Source organism: Symplocastrum torsivum, assembly GCF_059505465.1.
Window position 1 is genome coordinate 93,788 of record NZ_JCACKQ010000010.1, and the last position, 22,291, is coordinate 116,078.

Annotated in this window: 13 protein-coding genes; 7 read left to right on the plus strand and 6 right to left on the minus strand. The window is 47.1% G+C overall.

The annotated features are described in order from the left end of the window. Window positions 1-99: 99 nt before the first annotated feature. Window positions 100-2,142 (minus strand): AMP-dependent synthetase/ligase, encoded by a 2,043-nt coding sequence (locus tag AC5JL3_RS03230; RefSeq protein WP_496073111.1) that lies wholly within the window; start codon window positions 2,140-2,142, stop codon window positions 100-102. 898 nt (window positions 2,143-3,040) lie between these two features. Between AC5JL3_RS03230 and AC5JL3_RS03235 the strand changes: the two genes are divergently transcribed. Beyond that, window positions 3,041-3,865, plus strand: a complete 825-nt coding sequence (locus tag AC5JL3_RS03235; RefSeq protein WP_496073112.1) for an SDR family NAD(P)-dependent oxidoreductase — start codon at window positions 3,041-3,043, stop codon at window positions 3,863-3,865. Between the two features lie 197 nt (window positions 3,866-4,062). Here AC5JL3_RS03235 and AC5JL3_RS03240 read toward each other — a convergent pair whose 3' ends face one another. Together AC5JL3_RS03240 and AC5JL3_RS03245 are read right to left on the minus strand one after the other, a co-directional pair. Continuing rightward, the gene (locus tag AC5JL3_RS03240; protein ID WP_496073113.1) at window positions 4,063-5,787 is read right to left on the minus strand and encodes a glycosyltransferase family 39 protein; all 1,725 of its coding nucleotides are present in this window, start codon (window positions 5,785-5,787) and stop codon (window positions 4,063-4,065) included. Between the two features lie 147 nt (window positions 5,788-5,934). Beyond that, the gene (locus AC5JL3_RS03245; protein WP_496073114.1) at window positions 5,935-7,587 is read right to left on the minus strand and encodes a glycosyltransferase family 39 protein; all 1,653 of its coding nucleotides are present in this window, start codon (window positions 7,585-7,587) and stop codon (window positions 5,935-5,937) included. A gap of 293 nt (window positions 7,588-7,880) precedes the next feature. Here AC5JL3_RS03245 and AC5JL3_RS03250 point away from each other — a divergent pair, with 293 nt between their 5' ends. The 5 genes from AC5JL3_RS03250 (at window position 7,881) to AC5JL3_RS03270 (ending at window position 18,694) form a co-directional block, all read left to right on the plus strand. Further along, window positions 7,881-9,623, plus strand: coding sequence for a hypothetical protein (locus AC5JL3_RS03250; RefSeq protein ID WP_496073115.1), 1,743 nt, complete (start codon window positions 7,881-7,883; stop codon window positions 9,621-9,623). A gap of 283 nt (window positions 9,624-9,906) precedes the next feature. Beyond that, window positions 9,907-15,867: a translocation/assembly module TamB domain-containing protein gene (locus AC5JL3_RS03255; RefSeq protein WP_496073116.1), complete on the plus strand. Its 5,961-nt coding sequence runs from the start codon at window positions 9,907-9,909 to the stop codon at window positions 15,865-15,867. A 136-nt stretch (window positions 15,868-16,003) separates the two neighbouring features. Continuing rightward, entirely contained in the window at window positions 16,004-16,855 is an 852-nt protein-coding gene (locus AC5JL3_RS03260; protein ID WP_496073117.1) for a hypothetical protein, read from the plus strand. Window positions 16,856-16,925: 70 nt separating this feature from the next. Next, on the plus strand, window positions 16,926-17,909 hold the full coding sequence (locus AC5JL3_RS03265; RefSeq protein ID WP_496073118.1) for an ABC transporter ATP-binding protein: 984 nt from the start codon (window positions 16,926-16,928) through the stop codon (window positions 17,907-17,909). After that, window positions 17,906-18,694 (plus strand): ABC transporter permease, encoded by a 789-nt coding sequence (locus AC5JL3_RS03270; RefSeq protein WP_496073119.1) that lies wholly within the window; start codon window positions 17,906-17,908, stop codon window positions 18,692-18,694. The genes AC5JL3_RS03265 and AC5JL3_RS03270 overlap by 4 nt, the downstream gene beginning before the upstream one ends. A 339-nt stretch (window positions 18,695-19,033) precedes the next feature. On the opposite strand, the gene crtB is transcribed toward AC5JL3_RS03270, so the two are convergent. Together crtB and pds are read right to left on the minus strand one after the other, a co-directional pair. Further along, on the minus strand, window positions 19,034-19,963 hold the full coding sequence (gene crtB, locus AC5JL3_RS03275) for a 15-cis-phytoene synthase CrtB (protein WP_496073120.1): 930 nt from the start codon (window positions 19,961-19,963) through the stop codon (window positions 19,034-19,036). A 36-nt stretch (window positions 19,964-19,999) separates the two neighbouring features. After that, window positions 20,000-21,478, minus strand: a complete 1,479-nt coding sequence (gene pds, locus AC5JL3_RS03280; protein WP_496073125.1) for a 15-cis-phytoene desaturase — start codon at window positions 21,476-21,478, stop codon at window positions 20,000-20,002. Window positions 21,479-21,652: 174 nt separating this feature from the next. Here pds and AC5JL3_RS03285 point away from each other — a divergent pair, with 174 nt between their 5' ends. After that, on the plus strand, window positions 21,653-21,871 hold the full coding sequence (locus AC5JL3_RS03285; RefSeq protein WP_496073121.1) for a hypothetical protein: 219 nt from the start codon (window positions 21,653-21,655) through the stop codon (window positions 21,869-21,871). Here the strand turns inward: AC5JL3_RS03285 and AC5JL3_RS03290 are convergent. Then, window positions 21,868-22,119, minus strand: coding sequence for a transposase (locus AC5JL3_RS03290; RefSeq protein ID WP_496073122.1), 252 nt, complete (start codon window positions 22,117-22,119; stop codon window positions 21,868-21,870). The genes AC5JL3_RS03285 and AC5JL3_RS03290 overlap by 4 nt on opposite strands. Window positions 22,120-22,291 lie beyond the last annotated feature (172 nt).

Sequence of the window (22,291 nt, forward strand, 5' to 3'; positions counted from 1 at the left end):
AAGGGATAAAGGTTCGTACTAACAGAGGTTAACCAAAAGTTGAGGTATGAAGGGTTCAGCTCACGGCTGCCCACCTTCCAATCTTCTAACTTTCCGACCTCAGGCAAACAACCCGTTAATAATATCGCGATAGCGTTCCGTGACGATGGGTCGCCGGACTTTCAGTGTTTGAGTCATCATGCCATTTTCAATAGAAAACGGTTCAAGAATCAGCTTAAACGCACCAATGCGATCATCAGGGCGGTAGCCAGGGCGATTTTGGACTTCCCGATTTAGTTCGGTGCGGAATAAATTCTGAACCTCTTTACTGTCAAGATCAATAGTTTTCCGGAACTCCTCTGTTGGGGTAGCAGCTTGATTGGGAAGTGAGTCGGGTAGAGGCAGGTGCAACTTCTCTGAAGCTGCCCATTGCTGGAGAGCTTCGAGATTAGGGACAATTAATGCACCAAGCGATCGCTGGTCTTGTCCTACAAGGATAATCTGGTCAATATAAGCACTGCGTAGACAAGCATCCTCAATCGGCTGTGGCTCAATATTTTCGCCATTTGTCAACACAATCGTATCTTTTGCCCGTCCAGTCAGTACTAAATCGTTCTGGGGGGTCAGCAAACCCAAATCACCGCTATCAAACCAACCTTCTGGATTGATTGCCTTAGCTGTTGCTTCCGGGTTTTTGTAATAACCCTTCATCACCTGTGAACCTCGGATGAGAACAAGACCGCGTTCACCCACAGGTAGAGGTTTACGGGTTTCGGGGTCAACAATCCGAATTTCTGTCTCCAGCATGGGGGGGCCTGAGGAATAGCGTAAATTACGCCAGGGTCGGCGCACATTCGTGACGGGAGAGGTTTCTGTCAAACCATAGCCCACCAGCACTTCAATGCCAATAATCTCAAAGAAATTGTCTAAGTGCCTTGCGAGAGATCCCCCACCACTAATCAGTTGATTGACTTGTCCCCCAGTTGCTTCGCGGACTTTTTGATAGACCAATTTATCGGCTAGTTGGTGAACAGGCCAAAGGGCAGCCGCCTGAACACTGGCGCTTAAGCGTTCGATAGCTGAAGGGTTTAAGTTATCTAAGCTCATTCCCTGCGACAAACGCCGTGCTTCAATGTAGCGTTGACTAACACCTAAGAAGTTTTGCACGAGTTTTTGCTTGTTTGCAGGTTGTTCGCGGAACTGCTTCTGGATGCCCTCATAAATGGATTCCCAGAGTCGGGGGACACCAACCATTAGATTAGGCTTGAAGTCTCTGAGGTCTTTTTTTACGTTCCGCAGGTTCGTGTACATCTGGGTACAGCCTTGGGAAAGGATATAGTACTCTACCGATCGCTCGTAAACGTGCCAAGTGGGGAGAATAGAAAGAACGCGATCGCCTGGTTGTGGCGTTAATACATCACTATAGGTTCTGACTTGGTGCAGCAGATTGCCATGCATTAGCATGACTCCTTTCGGTTTGCCACTGGTTCCAGAGGTATACATCAAGGTCGCTAATGTCTCCTTGTTTTGGGAGACGGGTGTCAGTTGGTGGGATGCGCCTACTGCCATTAACTGAGAGAAGTTAAGTATTTTTAGAGTTTCATGTGACGTGGCACTGTCGGCTGGTTCTTCATCAGAGAGGAGAACCACTAACTGAAGCGGAAGAGAATCCAGATGAGTGCCCAATTTTGTCAAGGTGTTGACGTCTTCAACAACCAAGCCAGTGCTGCCACTCTCTGCCAAAATAAACAGTAATTCCTCACGTTCTGCCTGAGCGCCACGCACAACATCAGCCGCACCTGCTGTTATGATGCCCTGATCGGCAATTAGCCAGCGAGGGCTGTTGTCAGCAAACAAGGCAATACGTGCAGGGATACCTGTTTCATCCAATGATCCTTGGAAACCTAAGGCTTGCAACCCCGCCGCAAATTGCTGAATTTGTTGATACAACTGGGCATAAGTGAAAGTTGAAGGTGCGCCTTTGTGTCCTCCAACTGCATGAGGGTCTTTTAGGGCAACGATAGTCTTAAACTGCTGGGCAGCAATCGGCCAGATTTCTGGCAGAGACTGCACTGAAGAATAGTCAACTAAGCGTTTTTGGTTAGCACGCTCTTGCGGAGTACGTTGAAAAGAACGGTGGTCGGCAGGGCTATTTTCTGACATGACTCAATCCCCTAAGTGGATCGGACTGCTTGTGTTTTTACCATACTCTTATACGAACTCAGAATAAGAGTATGTAGTGGACACAATTCTTTCCGTCCTCAGAAAGGCTTGTTGCTTACGCTCCAAGGCACTCTAATAAATTATTTCCGGGGGACAGTAAGTAAATTAGCAGATTCGATTTGCACTTCGCTAAGGCTTGCGATCGCACTGTCACTTCACCTGAGCGCCTCGCATGATTTGATCCCACCTTTCGTTCAAGTGTGTCATTTGTTTGCTGGAGGGCAGAGGAAGATATTTTATAATTTCCTTCCTTAGAGGGGTGTTGTCCTCTTTTATGAAAGATAATTGTTGTTTTTTAAATAAATGTTAAGCAGAATTTATAAAAAAATATTGCAGCTTCTTGAGTGCATTGCTAAAGTGTGCATAGATAGTTAATTCTGGTAGACGCTCGTATTGAGGAGACGTACCATCTATGCTCTACATCGCCCCTGAATCTTTACCGATTCAGTGATTCCAGAATTGCCTAATTAGGTATTTCTCCAACGGCGAAATCCCAAGCTTCGGAGCAAAAGCTCTAAGAAATACCTTTGTTGCTCGTTTGACTCGGCTTATGGCTACTCCCTTCGTGTTCCTGACTTGCAGAGCTTCATGTTGCCAGTCAAACTCAACGTTTACTGAATTCTTACTGAATGACATTTCTCCGATTTATCTACAAATCTGAGGTTTAAACACCAAGTCTTCTGGGAAATGTCTGTCAAAAATTGAGTCCAACTCGTACTCCAATCATGAGTCATTGTTTGTCTCGCTGCGTGCGAGTGGGATGCTTCATCTGCACTCATTTGATCGCCAAGTACTCGCTAATGGCGTAGTGAGACCATAACTGTAGAGGTTTTAATTTATGAACGTTCAAGGAAAAACAGCCCTAGTTACTGGGGCTTCCCGTGGAATTGGGCGAGCGATCGCTCTGGAATTAGCAAAACAAAACGTAAAACGCTTGTTGTTGGTTGCCCGGAACCGCCAACGGTTAGCGGAAGTAGCAACAGAAGTTGAAGCGCTGGGCGTAGAAGTCGTAATCTTGGCTTTGGATTTAGCTCAACCTGTAGAGGTGAATATTGCGATCGCGCAAGCATGGCGAAATCACGGGCCGATTCATCTACTCATCAACTGTGCTGGCGTTGCCCACCAAGCGCCTTTTTTGCAATCCCGACTGCCGAATGTACAGGAAGAGATCGCGATTAATTTGATGGGAATGTACACAATGACTCGTTTAGTTGCCCGACGCATGGCAACACAACGGGAAGGGACGATTGTTAATGTTTCTAGCTTAATGGGGAAGGTGGCAGCACCGACGATGGCGACCTATTCAGCTACGAAATACGCGATTTTGGGGTTTACCCAGGCTTTACGGGGTGAGTTAGCTACCCACAATATCCGGGTGATAGCATTGCTTCCATCCCTAACGGATACTGACATGGTTCGAGATTTGCAGTGGTTTCGCTGGGTGATGCCAACGACTTCGCAGAAAGTTGCTCAAGCACTTGTCGCTGGCTTGCAAAAAGAATCACCAGAAATTCTGGTGGGATGGCAAAGTCATTTAGCTGTGTGGTGCAACCGCATTGCACCTTGGCTATTGGAGAAGATTTTACTGATGGCAGCACCCTTGTCAAAGGATAGGCAAAAACGCTATCTAAGGTTCAAACAGGCTGGAGTGACGTTGCGTTAATATCTTTTGCCAAGAGGAATCTCAATCGCACTGAACTTTAGGAAGTTTAGTTGTTTACTGGAAAAACCCGGATGGGGGGGGCTTCCCCCCAAACCCCCCTTCTGGGGGACGGAGTGCCTACCTAGAGACCCCCTGCACAAGTAGGGCTAATCCATGTTCACGAAAGAAAGTTCGCAACACTATAAATTACATTTTGACTACTTGGCAAGTCTCCACAAGAGAGTCTTGCGGTCTTTAAAACTAATTTTCTCTTCGTACGCAAGCTCAAATTTGTAGTTTTTAGACTTCTGAAGTTCCGAACGCAATAAGGAAGTAGGAGGAGTGATTTCTAGCAAAAATACATCACTAAAGTTTTTTGAAGTTTCTAATAGCTTTTTTTGGCTCAGATCTTGTACCTCTTTTTTATTCTTGAAGAAAGGGTTAGGGAGGGTTTGAAGTAGCTGAAGATAAGATTTTGATTGAGAAAACTCTGTAGTTTCTTCCGGACTATTTACTAGTTGTAATCGCACTTTGGAGTCAAGTGCATAGCTCATTGACAAAATCCGATTGTAGTTGCTGTCGCTCCACAAAAGAGGAGCAGGAGACTGGTTAATAATTTTAGCTACTCGTACATTGTAGTAATCACTATACTTTGTCCACCAGGTATCCGATTGAGCAACTAAGCTACAAGAGATTATTCCGCAGGAAATCAGGATAATCGTAATTAACCGCCAAAACATAAACTGCCATCTACTAGGAGCTATATTACTCAGTTTTGTGGAGAGTAGATAGGCAACAGCGAGTTGAATTCCGAGATAGCTAGGGAGGTGATATCGAGCAATCGTTGAGCGTTGTCCTCCTGACTTTAAATCTAGCAACACAAGAGGCAAAGTCGTTGCTGCCATTAAGATTAAAACAAATAGCCAAACTGATTTTGGTGCTTGACGAAAAAGAAAATAAATTGCGTAAGCTACCAATAAAAAAATCAGTAGCATCAAGTAAGTGATGGGAGAATCATAACTAAATACCAGACTGAAAGGGTCTTGGCTTGCCACTTGCACATCAAGGAAGGCATGAATAAGATTAGCTACCCAACTTTGATAAAAGCTCAGGGGAGATAAGCTTTCAGTAGTCCATTCCCACTGTTCATAAGCTTGACGTTTGTTATTGAGAAAGATGAAAAGCCAGGGCGAAAACAGTAACAACCCTGATGTTGCCGCTAAGATGTAAGATTTGAGACGTTGACTCCATTGAAAGCGCTCCCTGATGAGTACATAAATTCCTTGTGCGATCGCAACCATTCCTGAAAAGAGATGAGAATACAGTGATAAGGCTAAAGTAAGCGCATAAATTATCCAACTCCGTTTGGTTTGGACTCGTAGGGCATAGAGTAAAGAGGCGCTTGCAAGCAAAACGCTTACTGTCCACAAGCTATACTCCCGCACTTCCTGGGCATACAGGAGATGAATCGGTGAAACGGCAACTAAAGCAACTGCTATCCAGGCAGTTAACGACGAATTAAATAGTTCTAGGCATAGCCAATACAGGCAAGGAAAGGCAAAAAGACTAATCAAGGCGGGTAAACGTCTTTTTACCGCTACCGATGAGCCAAATAACTGTTCCCAAAATCTTGCCTTGATGTAGTACAACGGTGGATGTATCGAGTCTTCTGAAGCTAAAACCTTTAGAGTATCAACTAAACCTCTTTCGGTATTAGGACGTTGATATTTTTGTAACTCCTCAATGCCAATTTCCTCCCCTGTGTAGGTGGCTTCGACAACTTCCTCTGTTGTGTAACCTGCAATTCGTAATGAACTGTAAGCTTCATCACCCCAGTAGACTTTTTGGTCTAGATTAATGAATCTAAAAAAGATACCTAGAAGCAACGCAACGATAGCTAAAAACCGTATTCCAGACAGCGAAAACCTCAAAGATTTGAGCAATTAATTCTCCTTCATACAACGTCTCGCTCTCTACTGAAAACTTCCAGAAAACGGTAGTTTAAGTATCTTCGCTGTCGCAGTTGATTTTGAAGACAGAAGCGAGATGATTAGTGATTCTGTGTGATGGAACTTTTAACGCAAGGTTAGCTAAGCTTTTAGCCTCCATAGCAAAGTTTGGCGGTCTTTAAAACTAATTTTCTCTTTATACACAAGCTCAAAGTTATAATTTTTATGCTTCTCCAATTCGCCACGTAGTAGAGAATCAGGAGGTGTACTTTCCAGGAAAAATACATCAGTGAAATTTTGTGGAATTTCTGGAAGCTTTTCTTTGGAGATTTCTGGAACTTCGGATGGAATCTCTACTAACTGTAGTCGTACTTTTGGACCAAGTAGATGGCTAAGCGCAAGAATTCGATTAGGGGCGCTATCACTCCAGACTAAGGGCGCAGGAGACTGATTAATAATACGCGCTACCTGGGCATTGTGGTAGTCCGTGTATTTAGTCCACCAAGTGTCTGATTGGGCAATTAACGCACAAGACACTACTCCGCAAGAAATCAGAGCAACGGTGATGAATCGCCAAAGCTTCTGCTGCAAATGGTCAGAAACAGCACTAATTTTTGTCGATAAAAGATAGGCAACGGTAAGTTGAATGCCTATATAGCTAGGGAGTTGATACCTGGCAATTGTTGAGCGTCTTCCGCCTGAAATTAAATCAGGTAGCACGAGAGGCAATGTTGTTGATGCCATCAGCACTAAGAGGAGTAGCCAAACTGTTCTTGGTGCTTCGCGAAAGAGAAAGTACATCGCGTAAGCGACCAAAACCACAATCGGAATAATTACATAAGTTGTAGGTTGATCATAACCAAATGGCAAGTCAAAAGGGTCATGGTTTCCGATTTGTACATCGAAGAAACCACGAACCAAATTTGTTAGCCACCGTTGATAAAAGTTTAGCTGGGAGATGTCTTGAACAACCCATGCCCAGCCTTTACTAACCCGACTTTCTTGCTTGATAAAGATGAGAATCCAGGGAATAAAAAGTGCTAATCCTACGGCTGCGGCGAAGAGGTAATCCCTTAGTCTTTTACTCCACCGCCAACCGTCGAGGCTTAGGACATAAATTCCGTGTCCAAGCACTACCATGCCGGAGAATAAATGGGAGTAAAGTGCGATCGCAATACTCAGCCCATACAGGCTCCAACTCCCCTTGGTTTTGACTCGGACAGCGTACAATAAGGAAGCCGTGGCGAACAAAACACTGACTGTCCATAAGCTATACTCCCGGACTTCCTGAGCATACAGTACATGAATTGGCGAAACAGCCACTAATGCGATCGCGATCCAGCCAGTCAAAGACGAACCAAATAATTCCCAACACAGCCAGTACAGGCAAGGGAAAGCAAGAAGGCTAATCAACGCAGGCAGACATCGTTTTATCCCTACCGAGATGCCGAACCACTCCTCCCAAACTCTCGCCATGATGTAGTACAACGGCGGATGGTGAGGCGCTTCTGTCGCTATCACTCTTAGAGTGTCACCTACGGTGCGTTCAGGATTGGCGTTTTGATAAAACAGCAACTCCTCGACACTCAGTTCACGTCCCGTGTAAAGTGCTTGAACAATTTCCTCGGCTGTATAGCCAGAAATTCGGGAGGAACTGTAAGCCTCATCACCCCAGTAAACTTTTTGATCGAGATTAACGAACCGAAAAACGATACCCAGAAGTAGCACGACGATGAGTAAAAACTGCACTCCCGTCAGTCGCCACTTCCAAGATTGGGCTAATTTACCGTCCATCACACCACACCTTCCCACAAAACCATTCCTGAACCTAAACACGTAGGAAGGAAAGATCGTTTTGTTATAGAGTACCAGCAGACCAAATACCTGTCAGCTATCAGCGTTCAGCTATCAGCTATTGCTGCCAAACCCTGAATTGATTGGGGAAAAGAAGCAAGATTGCTGAGAGTGATGCCAATCGCTTTCAAAAGACAAGGCATCCTTCTTCGATCCCTAGCTTTATAAGTATGGGATAAAGCTGACGCTTCGTCTGATCGGGGTACGATCATCACGTACTACCCACGGCTGCTATGTTGACTGCACGCTTACGCAAATTTCTAACAGGTTCTACCTCTAAAGTGTCCACCGCTCAGGTGAGGTTTTGGTTGAGCTTGAGCTTGACATTTGCGGCAATTTACAGTCTGTTAGCGCTGCGAGAGGCGTTTAGTAGTGAGTATGTGGTGCAGGATGATGCGCGGCAGCACGTTTTCTGGATGCAGCGGTTTATTGATCCAGAGTTATTTCCCAATGATTTAATTGCAGATTATTTCCAATCCGTAGCTCCGGCTGGCTACTCGACGCTCTATCATTTAGCAGCATTTTTGGGGATTAATCCCTTAACGTTCAATAAGTTTTTGCCGCTGGCAATTGGGTTAGTGACAACGGCATACTGTTTTGGTGTCTGTTTGGAGATGTTGCCAATACCTGCTGCTGGATTTGTTGCGGCGTTATTGTTAAATCAAAATCTCTGGGTTGAAGATGACTTAGCCTCCGCAACGCCTAGAGCGTTTGTGTATCTACTATTTCTCGCGTTTTTGTACTATTTATTGCGGCGTTCCTTGCTGCCTTGTTTGGTTGCGATCGCGCTTATCGGCTTATTTTATCCCCAGTGTATTTTCCTCAGTGCGGGTGTCTTAATTCTGCAACTGGTGAAGTGGCAAAATGGACAGCTTCGCCTTACTCAAGATAAACGAGATTATCGGTTCTGCTTTGCTGGACTGGGAGTAATTATTCTTGTCATGTTACCCTTTGCCTTGACTTCTTCTGAGTTTGGGCCTGTCATCTCAGTCGCCCAAGCGAGACAATTACCTGAATTTGCTCCAGATGGACGATCTGAATTTTTTCAGGAATCATTTGCAGATTTTTGGTTCTCAGGCGAACGGAGTGGGATGTTTCCCAAATCGCTATTTACACCTGTAACCCTTTGTACAGGGTTATTGTTACCTGTGCTGTTGAAATTTCCTTCTCAGTTTCCTTTAGGGCAACAAGTTAAGTCCAGTGTGCTGGTTTTACCGCAACTGCTGTTGGTATCTGTCGGGATGTTTTTTGCGGCTCACGCACTACTGTTTAAACTACACCTGCCTAGCCGTTATACCAGTTACAGCTTTCGGCTAATTGTAATTTTAGCTAGTGCGATCGCCTTGAGTCTCATTGTCGATGCCGTTCTAGGTTGGGCATTGTCGCCAACTCAATCCCCTCGTCCCCAAAGACAGTTTATCGCTCTCGGAATAACAGCCCTGATTGGAGCTACCCTCATTCTGTATCCTAGCTTTATCAAAAGCTTCCCCATGACTGCCTACGAAGTAGGAGAGGCACCGCAATTGTATGAGTTTTTTCAAAAACAGCCAAAAGATAGCCTGATTGCCTCCCTAGCAGAGGAAGTGAACAACATCCCAACGTTTGCTCAGCGACCAATTTTAGTCGGGCGGGAATATGCAATTCCCTATCATTTGGGCTACTATGGTCAATTTCGCCAACGGGTAATTGACCTAATTCGCGCTCAATATAGTCCCGACTTAGCAGATGTCCAAACGTTTATTCAAAAGTACGGTGTCGATTTTTGGTTGTTGGATCGAAGTGCCTTTACAGCGGAGTATTTAGCCAACAACGATTGGCTTCACCTATTTCAGCCAGTGACTGGGGAAGCGTTAGCCAGAGTCCGGCAGGGAACTCTCCCTGCATTGAGTAGCGTCATAGAAAACTGTTTGGTTGCTCAGACAGAGAGTTTAGTTGTCTTAGAGGCAGCCTGTCTCAAGTCAAGTCAACAGGAGTGAAAAAGGCTGCAAACCATCCATGGCCTACAAAATACCCAATGTGCCAGTTAAACGGACAGAAGGTGGGGTTGAGTTACTTGAGGGATTTCTTGATTACTTTATGAGTTAACCTCTATAAGATTCCCACCCTCAAGCTCTGGTAGGGCAGGAAGCGTCAATAACTTGGCTTCAGTCTGGCTAATCTTGCTCTTACTACGCTTGTAGAAGCGTCCCTACGAGTGGGACTAGGTTATGACAGCGGCAGCAATGCCATCTGTAGTCTGAGGTGCGCGAAGAGGAGAAGATGACAAACGCCCCCAATCCAGGCAACGAACCTGAATCCAATTCAGGAAACGAACCAGCACAGGCTTCTACCAGGCGTTCACGGTGGCGACAGCCGCGTCGTATCGGTATTGCCCTTGGTGTAATTTTTCTTGCCGGACTCGGTGGAGGGATTGGCTTTGGCTGGTTTTTTGTCCAGAGGCAATTAGCACCACTGGTGGAGAGAAACGTTGAACGGCTCCTCAATCGTCCGTTGCAGCTAGGGGAAGTGGAGAGCCTTACCTTTAATGGCTTGAATTTTGGTGCTGCTAGCATCCCAGCAACAGCAACAGACCCCGATCGCGCAACGGCAAAGGCGGTGGAGATAGCATTTAACCCAGTGCAATTTCTGTTGACTCGCACGCTAGAACTGGAAATCACTCTAGTTGAACCGGATGTCTACCTGGAGCAGAACAAAGAGAGACAATGGGTTTCCACTAAGCTTCAGCCTCAAGAGAAAGGAGCAATTGATGTCAAGCTTCAGGCGTTGCGGTTTCGGGATGCTGATGTTGTGCTGGTACCCAGGTCACAAGCGGGTAAACTTCAAGCCCCTGTAACCGTTGTCGTACCCTCTGGAGAAACTCGTTTTCTTGAAGAGAATCAGTTAATCAAGTTTGAGTTAGCAGGTCAGCTAGTTCGTGGAGGAAATTTCACCATTGAGGGACAAAGCCGCCCCTCGGTTCAACAAACTAACTTAGTGCTTGCTGGGCAGAACTTGGTGGCGACAGAAATCAGTCGATTGCTCCAACTGCCACTAGTGCTTCAAGCGGGTAACCTAGATGGCAATTTGGAAGTGCGAATCGAGAAAGAGCAGCCGTTGAAGTTTTTTGGAACCGCAAACCTGGAAAATGTTACAGCCAGAATTCCCCAGCTTCCGAAACCCTTTGCCAATACAAATGGGCGGTTGCGCTTTAGAGAGACACAAGTGCGGCTGGAAAACGTTAAAACGCTTTTTGGTCAAGTTCCTGCCGAAGCAAATGGGGTAGTCGATACCCAGTCAAATTACAATCTGACAGCCCGGACACAACCCGTTGCTGTGAAGCAGGTGTTGCAGACGTTTAATTTTAAAGAATTGCCAGTAACAGTATCGGGACAAGTCCAAACTGCGCTGCGAGTGACTGGGCCTCTGGCTAAACCTGTTGTTTCTGGAGAAGTCGTCACAACGAAGCCTGCTCTAGTTGACCGCGTGAATTTTCGAGCAATTAGTGCCAAATTTGGCTTCGTCGATTCCAGGTTAACGATTAGCAATCTCCGAGCCATACCAACTGTAGGAGGGGTAATAACAGGGAATGGCAGGGTACAACTGGGTGAGAAGGGGGGCGTAGTCTTCGACGTTCAGGCGGCTAATGTTCCCGGAGATGCGATCGCCAAAAACTACAATGTCAACCTACCTGTTCCAATTGGGGCAGTCTCAGCGAGAACCCAGATTTTTGGCTCCCTCGACAATCTCCAAAACCTTCGTGCTACAGGTTCAGCAAATCTCAATGTTGCTGGCGGTAGTGTCATCGCGAACAATGTACAGGTAATCGGTAAGCGCTTCAGCACCCAAGTCCGAGCCTCCGGTGTCCAGTTAGATCGTCTTGCCCAAGTCCCACCCTCGTTACGAGGTCCAGTTTCCGGTAATTTCAACCTTTTTGGCTCTCTGGATTCCTTCAGCCCTTCCACACTTCGGGGTAATGGTTCAGCGAGCTTAAATATTGCTGGAGGTAACGTTACAGCCAATAATATCCAACTCGCTAACGGGCGCTTCAGCACCCAAGTTCGAGCCTCCGGTGTGCAGTTAGATCGTCTTGCTCAAGTCCCACCCGCATTACGAGGTCCGATTTCTGGTAATTTCAACCTTTCTGGTTCTCTAGCTTCCTTCAGCCCTTCCACAATTCAAGGCAGTGGCTCTGGAAGATTAAATATCGCTGGGGGTACTGTCACCGCCAGCAATGTCGAACTCCGCAATGGTAACTTTACGGCTCAAGTTCAAGCCGCTGGTGTGCAATTAGGGCGTCTTGCTCAAGTACCACCCGCATTGCAAACTCCTGTTTCTGGCAACTTTAATCTCTCTGGAAGTTTGACATCTTTCAGTCCGTCCACGATTCGCGGTAGCGGTTCAGGACGATTAAATATTGCCGGAGGGACTGTCACGGCAAGCAACGTGCAACTCCGTAACGGTCGGTTTACTGCCCAAGTTCAAGCCTCTAGTGTGCAGTTAGGTCGTCTTGCCTCAGTTCCACCATCATTACAAGGTGGAGTTTCTGGTAACTTCAATCTCTCCGGAAGTCTGACATCCTTCAGTCCTAGCACGATTCAAGGTAGTGGTTCAGGACGATTAAATATTGGCGGAGGGACTCTCACCGCAAGGAATGTGCAACTGGGCAATGGTAACTTTACCGCCCAAGTCCAAGCCTCTGGTGTACAGTTAGGTCGTCTTGCCTCAGTTCCACCATCATTACAAGGTGGAGTTTCTGGTAACTTCAATCTCTCCGGAAGTCTGACATCCTTCAGTCCTAGCACGATTCAAGGTAGTGGTTCAGGACGATTGCAAGTTGACGGAGGCACGATTACCGCCAACAATGTCCAACTGCGTAATGGTAATTTTGAGGTTGCAGTTGAGACATCCGATGTACCGTTGGAGCGTTTTACCCAGGTGCCGCCCTCGTTACGAGGTGGTTTAGCTTCTGGTCGCTTCAACCTCTCTGGTAGCCTCGCGTCCTTTAGTCCCAGCACGATTCAGGGTAGTGGTTCAGGACGATTACAGCTTGGTGAAGGTACGCTCACAGCGAGTAATGTACAACTACGCAATGGTCGTTTTGAAGCTGTTGTCGAATCTAGTGATGTCCAGTTATCAAGATTTTCCCAAGATTTACGAGGAAACCTCGATGGTAGACTCAATGTTTCTGGTTCCTTAGCGGCGCTTTCACCTTCTGGGATACGAGCTAATGGGCAGCTAAGTTTTAGTGAAGGTGTTGCGTTTATTGACAAACCCTTGACAACATCACTCTCGTGGAATGGTCAACAACTAGCGATTCAACAGGCAAATGCTGAAGGGTTCGACGCTAGCGGTGTTGTAAGTCTCAACCCTGCAAATCCTGGAGTCCAGGCAATTCAAGCATTTAACCTCAATGTTCGCGCTACAGATTTGAATCTGCAACAGCTAGGGGAAATCCTACCTAATACAGTGGATGTAGCAGGACGAGCAGATTTTGACGGTAGCATTGCGGGTACAGTTTCTGCTCCCAATGTTAATGGAACGCTGGCACTGCGAGATTTTGTCGTTGCGGGTTTGAGGTTTGAATCCCCATTAGAAGGAAACGTGAATACAGTACCGGGGCAATCACTGAACCTCAATCTAGAAGGTGAGACTGATCAGATTCGGGTGGCGCTAGCACCGAACAACCAACCCATCTCATTTTTCATCCAGCGTGGCGATGCGATCGCTAGCGGTGAGCGACAAGGGGAAGTGTTGCGGGTTAGTACACAAGATTTTCCGATCGCAATTATAAAAGAACTCGCACCTGTCCCGGCGGCGATCGCAACTCAACCCTTTTCCGGCACAGTCTCCGGCAACCTGGATGTAAACCTCAACACGTTCGCTGTTTCGTTTAATGATTTGGCGCTCACAGGCCCAATTTTTGACCCCCGTACAGGCGACGACTCCCTCGCAGTCAATAGTCGCTACTTGCTTTCTGGTACAATTGCCCGAACTGCCACGAGTCCTGTATTTCAGAACCTGCAACTCCGGGTTGAACAGGGAGAACTCGAAACCCTCTTGGCTGCTCTAGAAGTATTCAACCTTACCAATCTAAGTCCTAACTCCGACGGTACGATTGAGGCTCCCGTGGCGGTGAACTTAGAAAACGAATCTCTGCAAACCCAACTGCGCCGTCTTTCAGAAATCGAAGCCCTAGCGCAACAACGTGAAGCTCAAGCAGCTACCTCCCCCTTACCAGATATTAACTTAGTGGATGGTCGCTTTAGTGGCACAGTTCAGGTTGATGGCTCTTTAGCCTCTGGCATCACCGCCCAAGTTAATATCCAGGGTGAAAACTGGGAATGGGATACTTACAACGTTGACCAGGTAAGTATTGTTGGTGAAGGCAGCTTTCAAAATGGTGTCATTACCCTGCTACCACTGCGTATCCAATCGGGAGACAGTCTAATTTCCTACGCTGGCACCATTGGTGGTGAGGCGCAATCCGGACAGCTACAGCTACGAAATATCCCCATCGACGAGTTGCAAACCGTTCTGCAAAGAACTCAGAATGTACCACCAGCACTGTCTGGCTTCACGGGTTTGTTGAATGCCACCGCTACACTTTCAGGAAGTATTAACAACCCCCAAGCCAGAGGCGAACTAAGCATCACTGATGCCACAATCAACAGAACACCTGTACAATCCGCTCAGGGTGGCTTCAGCTACGCCAATGCTCGCCTCAACTTTGGCAGCACTGTTCTGGTTTCTGGCACTGACCCCCTTAACATCAACGGTAGTATCCCGTACAAGCTGCCTTTTGCGTCTGTGAAACCAGCGGATAACCAAATAGCGCTTAACATTGATGTCCAAAATGAGGGTCTCGCTTTCTTAAATCTCCTTTCCGGAGGTCAAGTGACTTGGGTTGATGGACTCGGTGATGTGCAGTTAGCCATTTCTGGAACGCTTGACCAAGATGCCAGCAGACCTCTAAACCTGGTTGCTCAAGGGTCTGCGACTGTCGAAGCTGCAACAATCGCTGCCCGTGCGCTTCCTGAACCTCTAACGAATGTTAATGGCACAGTCTTATTCAACTTTGACCGTATCCAAGTTGATAATGTGCAGGGTCAGTTTAGTGGCGGTACTGTAGCCGCAGCAGGAACGATTCCCATTTCTCAACCTGTCCCCCAAGAAAATCCCTTAACTGTCAATATTGGTGAATTGGCAATCAATCTTAAAGGACTCTACAACGGTCGTGTCCAAGGTGACGTTATTGTGACTGGCACCGCCTTAGCTCCCCAAATTGGTGGTGAAGTCAACCTCTTTGATGGTCAGGTGCAGATAGGACAACGAGGTGCTGGCGCTGGAGGAACTGGTGCTGGGGGGGCTACAACTGCTGGCGCGGCTGGTGGTGGACAGGTGGCGAGTAATCTCACTGAGTTCAATAACTTAACGTTAAATCTGGGTGAGGGTGTTCAAATTAGGCAAGACCCAATTTTGAATTTCCTCGCTGACGGAACTCTCACGCTTAATGGACCTTTAGATGGAATTAGACCTGAAGGAATAATTCGGCTAGAACGTGGTCAGGTGAATCTCTTTACGACTCAGTTCCGGCTAGCAAGGAGCTACGAAAACACGGCTGAATTTCTTCCCAATCGAGGACTCGACCCAGTTTTAGATGTGCGGCTGCAAGCATCGGTTGCAGAAACAACGCAACGGCGGCTTCCGACTGACCCTCTATCAGCAGAAATTAGTGATGCCCCAACGTTTGGCTATGGCAGCGCACAAACGGTACGGGTTGAAGCACGGGTGGAAGGGCCAGCCAGCCAATTAGCTGATAACATCGAACTCACCAGCAGCCCCTCCCGTAGCGAGGTGGAAATTGTTGCACTCCTAGGCGGCGGTTTCGTTGATACCTTGGGTCGAGGCGATACTACACTCGGATTAGCAAACCTGGCTGGATCAGCACTATTAAGTAATGTGCAAAACATCATTGGTGATGCTTTGGGACTCAGTGAGTTTCGCTTGTTCCCGACAATTAATACTGATGAAGACGATCGCTCTTCTAGCTTAGGACTAACGGCTGAAGCAAGTCTTGATATTAGCCGGAGTTTTTCAATTTCTGTATTAAAGGAGTTAACGACTGAGCAGCCGTTTGAGTACAATCTGCGCTATCGACTCAATGATGAGCTTCTCTTACGCGGGGGTACAAATTTCTCTGGGGATAGCAGAGCGCTTATTGAGTACGAAAGGCGATTTTAGAAAGTTGGATTGTTATTGCCTACTTTTTTAGCAATAAGCGATACGACGCATTGATTACTGCCTTTATCGGGCTTCAAGGTAGTTTTCGCTGCAATAAATTTACTGGATGATTGGGTTTTTTAAGGAGCTTTCCGCCATGATTCAAGTGCCCAAATTCTCCATCCAACCCGGATACCGTCCCCAGGCAGAGGACACCAGCGTAGAAACAGATCTACTGACGTTTCACTTGCTCCGACAGCGGTCACCAAGCGAACGATTGAGTAGTGCTGCATCGCTAACCCGTAGTGCCCGTAAGCTCTCGTTGTGTTCCCTACGTCAACAATTCGGGCACCTTTCTCCAAGTCAGTTTGCCAAAAAGATTGCTTTGGCGTGGTTGCAAGAACATTGCCCTCCTAACTACATCCCAACAGGAGAGTCCTCTATGTGGATTCAGGATTCGGTTTCACTTGCCACCAAGCTGCATCCCATTTTTGAGGAATTAAAAATTTCCTATTACATTACTGGTGGAGTAGCGGCAATCGCTTATGGCGAACCCCGTACAACACAGGATTTAGACTTGGTACTGGCGATTTCTCCTTTGGATATTGATCGCCTCAGTGAAGCACTCACGCTATGCGGTTTTTATGTTCCTGGCATTGATGACGTGAAATCGGGTCGGATGAAAACCCTACAAATTACAGACATGGAGAGTATTAGCCGTGCTGACCTGATGATATCTGGAACTGATGAGTGCGATCGCCTGAAATTTGAACGGCGACGAGTGATTGAGTTTGAAGGTACAACACTTTACTTTGCCTCCCCTGAAGATGTCATTTTGAACAAACTACGTTGGCGGCAGCATTCAGGTTCTGAAAAACAATGGCGTGATGTTCTGGGCGTACTCAAAGTACAAGCTGAAACCCTAGACTATAGATACTTACAAGAGTGGGCTGAACGACTAAAGCTAACTGATGATTTGAATCTAGCTATGACTGAAGCCGGAATTTAGAAAGGTTTGGTTGCTGGTAGCCGAGAAGCATTGGATGCAGACTTACGAGCAATCAAGTACAGTTAAATCTATGTCTATTCTTGTAGTTGAAAACCTGAGCAAAGTCTACCCGGTAGCGGTCAAGGAGCCAGGGCTTAAAGGCACATTAACCCACTTCTTTCGCCGCACTTACCGCTCAGTGAAAGCTGTGCAAGATGTTTCGTTTGAGATTGGCATGGGGGAAGTGGTTGGGTTTCTCGGTCCCAATGGGGCAGGAAAAACTACTACACTGAAAATGCTCACAGGACTGATTCACCCCTCCAGTGGTCGCGTGAGAGTGGCAGGACACATCCCCTTCCAGCGCCAAGCAGACTTTTTACAGAAGATTACCCTCGTGATGGGGCAAAAGCAGCAGTTGCTTTGGGACTTACCCGCGATGGACTCCCTAAAAATCAACGCGGCTGTCTATGGGATGTCCAAGAAGGAATTTCGCCATCGAGTGGGGGAACTCACAGAAATGCTTTCCCTAGAAGACAAGCTAACTCAGCCCGTGCGGAAGCTTTCTCTCGGTGAACGGATGAAAGCTGAACTTTTAGCAGCACTCCTTCATCAACCTCAAGTCCTGTTTCTGGATGAGCCAACTTTAGGATTGGATGTCAATGCTCAAGTTGGTGTCCGGGATTTCTTGCGGGAGTACAATCGGCTCACTGGGGCAACGATATTATTAACCAGTCACTATATGGCTGATATTACTGCCCTTTGCCAACGAGTACTGCTGATTTACGCAGGTCAGTTGATTTACGATGGCTCACTAGATGGACTCGTCGATCGCTTTGCGCCTTATCGTGAGGTCAAGGTAGAACTAGCCAACCCCTTGCCAGAAGACAAGCTTTCTAACTTTGGGGAATTGCAAGCGGTGGAAGGTCGGGAAGTACGTTTCCTAGTACGGCGTGAAGGGCTAACAAGCGTAGTGTCCCGGATTTTGGCTGAGTTAGAAGTTATTGATTTAACGGTAACTGAACCGCCTGTTGAGGAAGTGATTGGTCGCGTCTTCCGGGCTGGAGTAGCCTCATGAACCGAGTGATTCCAAAAGCGAAGGCGTTCCTCTTGGTTTACTACGCCTACATGCTGGAGTATCGGGCAGAGTTGTTTTTATGGGCGCTGTCAGGGACTTTGCCACTAATTCTGATGGGTGTCTGGACAAAAGCCTCAGCGCAGGGGCAATTTGGTCTGAATCCTGGGGAATTTGCACGTTACTTTCTGATCGTCTTTCTAATCCGCCAGTTTACGGTGGTTTGGGTGATTTGGGAGTTTGAAAAAGAAGTTGTGGAAGGGCGGCTTTCTCCTCGACTACTACAACCTATTGACCCCGTATGGCACCATGTCGCCTCACATCTATCGGAACGTCTTGCCCGTCTACCTTTTGCGCTGGCTCTAGTTGGTTTATTTTTCTTACTTTATCCTCAGGCAATTTGGGTACCAAGCTTGTGGAGAGTTTTACTGTTTGTACCAGTGTTGGGGCTAGCGTTTGCCTTGCGCTTTCTGATGCAGTATACATTTGCGATGTTTGCTTTCTGGACAGAACGAGCAAGTGCGATCGAGCAATTCTGGTTTTTGTTCTACTTATTTCTCTCTGGCATGATTGCCCCACTAGAAGTTTTTCCACCCCTAGTACGTGAGGTTGCCTTATGGACACCTTTCCCTTATCTGATTCACTTCCCCGCTGCGCTTTTAATTGGGCTACCTGTAGATATTGTGCGGGGTTTGTTGATGATGCTGGGTTGGAGTTTACTTTGTTTCGTTGTGAACCGTTGGCTCTGGCGCAAGGGATTGAAGCAGTACTCCGGAATGGGGGCTTAGGTGGAATGCCGCTGACTTAAGCGAAAAATAGTCGTTTGTAGAAAAACCCTGCTTGGGGGGAAGCCCCCAAACCCCCCGCGCAAGGGTTGGTTGTAACTGAATTTCTTCGCGTCAGTGCCATTCGCGGCTTGGGTGAGACTTAGGTAAGAGTAGAGGCGATCGCTTTTTTCTCACTCAGTCAAAGGAGGAAGCAGGTCAAACCTCGATTGATTTCAGCGACAAGTTTCAAGCGTAGAAACTCCCCCAGACATCAAAATAGAGTCACCACTTGCACCTCAAAAACGCAAGCGCCAATCAGTCCCTTCAGAGGACTATCATTAACGATATTTTCCGTTATCTTTAGAGAGCTTGCGCTCTCAGCCATGCAACTGGCAGTGTCAACAACTTCTGAGGCTTTGGTACAAAGGCTCTTTGGTTAAAGACATCGTACTGGTTGCGTTCGATGACATCAAGAATGCCTTGGTAGAGCATCAAAGCTGCCCAAACTGGCCAACGAGAGTCCGTACTGAGTGCCCTGATACCCCGTTCGGCTTGAGTATAAAACTTACGCGCCCGTTGAATTTGGAAACGCATGAGTTCGCACCAACGATCATCAACAACCCCATCAAACAAGTCTTGCTCAGTGTAGTTAAACAAAGCAAGTTCTTCTAAGGGTAGATAAATCCGGCCCCGACGGGCATCCTCTCCAACATCCCGGAGGATATTGGTTAATTGATTGGCAATGCCGAGGGCGATTGCTTCTTCCACGGGGTCATCATCGTCTAGCTGGCGATCCCAAGGCGTTTTGCTACAAGAGTCAGCCACACCGAGAACAGCGCTGGACATCAACCCTACCGTTCCCGCTACCCGGTAGCAGTAGAGATTGAGTTCCTCAAACGTCTTATAGCGACTGCGGTACAAATCCATACGCTGACCCGCAATCATATCCCGAAAGGGTTGAATATCCATCGGGTAGCGTTCCAGTGTATCGACCAAAGCCACATCAGGGTCGTCAATTGGCTGACCTGCAAAGATCGACTCTAGCTGTTGTTCCCAACGGTCAAGCGTTTCCGGCGTTGTTAGAGGAGACTGAGGACCGTCCACCAGTTCGTCAGTACGGCGACACCAGACATATATCGCCCAAATAGCTCGACGTTTCTCTTCTGGCATCAGCAGTGTGCCAAGGTAAAACGTCTTGGAGTACTTTGCCGTAATCTGACGGCAGAATTCGTAAGCATCCGACCGGGGGGCCAGCGTTCTCATGCGTGGAGAGTTAGGCAGTTGGAGCATTCGTAGCAAGCTATTAAGAGTTGCAGCTATCAGCGATTAGCTTTCAGCCCTGAGTACTGGCTGTTGGGAGTCGAGAGTTGGCAACGGCGTGCCAATGGTTGATTTCCCATTACCGTCCAGTGGTTGGGAGTTGAGCGCTGAGCGCTGAGTGTTATTTATTGCCTGCGCTGTAAGCTTACCAGAAAGTACGGCGCCCTCCATACTCGCTAAGTAGCGTTGCATGGTGTAATCGCCAGTTAGATAAAAATTGGTAATCGGTGTCTCTTGAGATGGGCGATACTGTTGACGACCTGGCGTTGCCTTATAAACAGAACGCGGAGTCTTGACTACGTGAGATTTCAGCAATTTCGCTGGGTTATCGCCACCGAAGTGATTGGGGAAAAGTTTTTCCAACTCTACCACCGTCGCCTCAACGATTTCCTCGTCAGATTTATTAATCCAATCTTTCGCTGGTGCTAAGACTAATTCCAGCATCGAACGGTCAGGATTGGCATACTCCCGACAGGTGTTGCTCATGTCAGCATAGACACTAAGCAAAGGCGATCGCGAAAATAACAAATGGTCAATCTCCGTTAGCTTGCGGTCAAACCACAGGTGAACATTAATTACAGGAACACCCTCCAAGCCATCTAATTGCTTGAAGTAATCCATATTACGCCAAGGTTCGGGCAGCATCACCTTCAATGGGTCTACTGGCATTGCCGATACATAAGCATCGGCTGTCAGGACTTCATCGGCTGCCCCATTTAAACCACGAATCAAGAATCCCCGTACCGTACCATCAGAGTTCAGTAAAAATTCTTTAATCGGTGCATTCAATCGCACCTCGCCACCGCGTTCGGTAATGTAATCGACCATCGGTTGGCAAAGTCGCTCCGTCGGGGCACCATCTAAGAATGCCATCTTGGAACCGTTCTTTTCCTGGAGGAATCGGTTGAGGGCAGTCAATACCACCGTTGCTGAAATTTCATCAGGATTGATAAAGTTCAACGCCTTGGACATCGCGATAAAAACTTCCTTCTCCACCCTTGGCGGTACATTTTGCCGCTTCATCCACTCAGCAAAGGAGTATTTATCCATCTCCTCAACGTACTTCTGCCCATGAACAATAGCTGGGATTAATCCTAAACCAAAGCGAATCTTCTCTGGCCAAGTCAGCATATCGTTGTTGCGAAGAATCGCCGTTATGCCATTGACGGGTGCTGGTAAATCAGGGAAGTCAAACCGGGAATAAGTACCAGGTTTTTCGGGTTGGTTAAAGATCATCGTGTGTTCTTTCCACTGCAACCGATCTTCAATATCCAACTCCTTGAACAGTTGCAGCATATTGGGGTAAGCCCCAAAGAAAATGTGCAACCCAGTTTCGTACCAGTCTCCGTCTTCGTCTTTCCAAGCGGCAACTTTTCCGCCTAGAACATCTCGGCGTTCTAGGACAATTGGGGTATGACCCGCGTCAGTCAGGTATTTGGCGCAGGAGAGTCCTGCTAAACCCGCTCCGGCGATCGCAACTCGCATGTGTGTTGGTACTACTCTTAATTTAGGTACTGATAGGTGTATTCTCGAACTCATTATAGTTTGCATTCTGTTACATTTTGATGCTAAACCGAATGATTCCCGTCTTTTAGTAACGGCTCCTCCAGCTATAGCCCAAGTATTATCAATCACTAGCGCCGTACTGGGAGAACAGCCATGAACCGAGACAGTAGTGATCAACCCTCTCCCCTTGGCGATGAAGACTATGCCCTCGCGAGGGAACTCTCAACTGTTCGGGGACAACGACAACGCCTCTACGAAAAGCTTGACAGTTCCCTCAAAGCCTTGTTTAGCCATTGTGAATGGAGAATTACCTGCTACAGTAGCGGCTTAGCCGAACTAGACCAGCTCGGCAGAAATAACCCACCAGCCTAGCCCGCATCTGGGAAACCCTCAAACTTCCATTGAAAGGGTTTAGCAAATGTGTGATTGTAATAAGCAATAAAGTTAATAATTTTTTGCTTGAGGTCTTGGGTTGAGGTAAAGTTACCTCGCTTAAGCAAGCGCCGCATCAAAATGCTAAACCAACATTCAATCTGATTGAGCCAAGATGTATGTTTGGGAATATAAACAAAGTGAATTCGATGCTTGGAGTCAGATAAGAAAGCTTTTCGAGTTTTCAACGAACAAGAGGATACCTGTTTTTTGCTTGACTCCCAAATCAGTCACAATACGGCAGCGTTCTGCTACCAGACGTACCAAGGATTCGGACTCTTCGGAATGCCCTGCGTCAATAATTCCAAGGCTTTTCGGTGTAGCTGACAGATATAAGTTACTTGTTGTCTAAATTCAACA